The 1,636-nt window shown below is 37.3% G+C and carries 3 protein-coding genes; all 3 read right to left on the bottom strand.

Translation table 11 applies throughout. From position 1 onward, the window contains the following. Positions 1-261: phosphoenolpyruvate-utilizing N-terminal domain-containing protein (locus AC1DRF_RS26725; protein WP_477742157.1), on the bottom strand; the 261-nt coding region annotated here is incomplete at its 3' end. After that, positions 261-527 (bottom strand): phosphocarrier protein HPr, encoded by a 267-nt coding sequence (locus AC1DRF_RS26720; RefSeq protein WP_013056011.1) that lies wholly within the window; start codon positions 525-527, stop codon positions 261-263. The genes AC1DRF_RS26725 and AC1DRF_RS26720, both read right to left, overlap by 1 nt. A gap of 18 nt (positions 528-545) precedes the next feature. Further along, on the bottom strand, positions 546-1,636 hold a 1,091-nt coding region (locus AC1DRF_RS26715), incomplete at its 5' end, for a PTS sugar transporter subunit IIABC (protein WP_477742156.1).

Here is a 1,636-nt window from a genome sequence, read left to right as displayed (position 1 = left end):
AATAAGTTCAGGATCGCTTAGAACTAATAAGTGAGCTTCAAAGATTTCTGCTTTGTCATCTCCAAGTTCTTTACGAGCATGCTCTCTAATAATTTCAAGTTCTGATTTTGACTTTTCTAGCGCAGCTTCTAGACGTGCTACTTCTGCTTCAACTTCAGTTACTGATTTTTTTTCAACGGTTAATTCTGGATTTTCTAGACGAAATGCTTTAGCAATAGCAATGCCGCTAGAAGCGGCAATGCCTTGAATTTCCTTTGTCATTATTCGCCTAATCCTTCTTTGCTCATTGTATCTTCAAGAGCAGCAAGTGCATCTGCTTCGTCAGAACCTTCTGCAGAGATAGTGATTGTAGCGCCTTTTTGAATACCTAAAGACATAACGCCCATGATTGATTTTAAGTTTACAGTTTTACCGTTGAATTCTAAGTTGATATCAGAATCAAATTTGCTTGCTGCTTGTACTAAAGTTGTTGCTGGACGTGCGTGAATTCCTGAGTCTGCTGTTACTGTAAATGTTTTTTGTGCCATGTTAAATCAATCTCCTTTTTACTTTGAAATGTTAATAATATTTGCTTCTTGTTGAGAAACTTGGCCCTGCTTTAAGATATCAATTTTTTCATCAGCTTGTAAATTCGTGAAAATGATCGGCGTAATCGTCGATGGCGCATTTTCTTTTACAAAGTCTAAATCAATTTTCAATAGAGGCTGTCCTTTTTTCACTTCATCGCCTTGGGCAACTAAAGCTTCAAAACCTTCGCCTTTTAAATTAACTGTATCAATACCAACGTGAATTAAAATTTCACGTCCAGTCGTTGATTCAATACCTAAAGCATGTTTCGTCGGGAATAAGTTTACTATTTTTCCGTCCACTGGTGCAACTACTGTGCCTGTTTTCGGAATAATCGCAAAACCGTCACCCATTAATTTTTGTGAAAATACCTGATCTGGTACTTCCGATAAAGGTACCAATTCTCCCTCAATCGGTGAAACAATATCATTACCATTATCGCTTCCTACTTCAGATGTTGCAACAGGTTTTTCAATTGTTTTTGTCTCTTCTTTTGTGACAACCGGTGTTTTGCCATTCATAATGTCTTGAATTTGACCTTTTAACGTGTCAGATTTCGGACCGAAAATAGCTTGAATATTGTTACCAACTTCAAGAACACCAGCTGCTCCAAGTTTTTTCAAGCGGTTTTTATCAACATTACCCACATCATCTACTGATACACGCAAACGCGTAATACAAGCATCTAAATGTGTAATGTTTTCTTTACCGCCAAGTGCTGCTAAAACATTTGTTGGAAGCTCTGCTGCTTCTACTTTTACATCTTCTTCTCCTTCTTCTTTATCTTCACGACCCGGTGTTTTTAAGTTGAATTTACGGATTGCAAAGCGGAAACCGAAGTAGTAAATAACTGCTAGAACTAAACCTACTGGAATAACTAGCCACCATGCTGTACGGTTTTGCATAACTCCAAATAGAACGTAATCGATAACCCCACCTGAGAATGTCATACCGATTTTAACATTTAATAATTGCATAACCATAAATGATAAACCAGCAAATACTGCGTGAATTGCAAATAGTACTGGTGCTACGAATAAGAATGAGAACTCAAGCGGCTCTGTAATAC

The organism is Priestia sp. P5_B4, assembly GCF_056400385.1.
The sequence above is the reverse complement of the archived record's forward strand: the minus strand, read 5'-3'. Positions and strand labels throughout refer to the sequence as shown.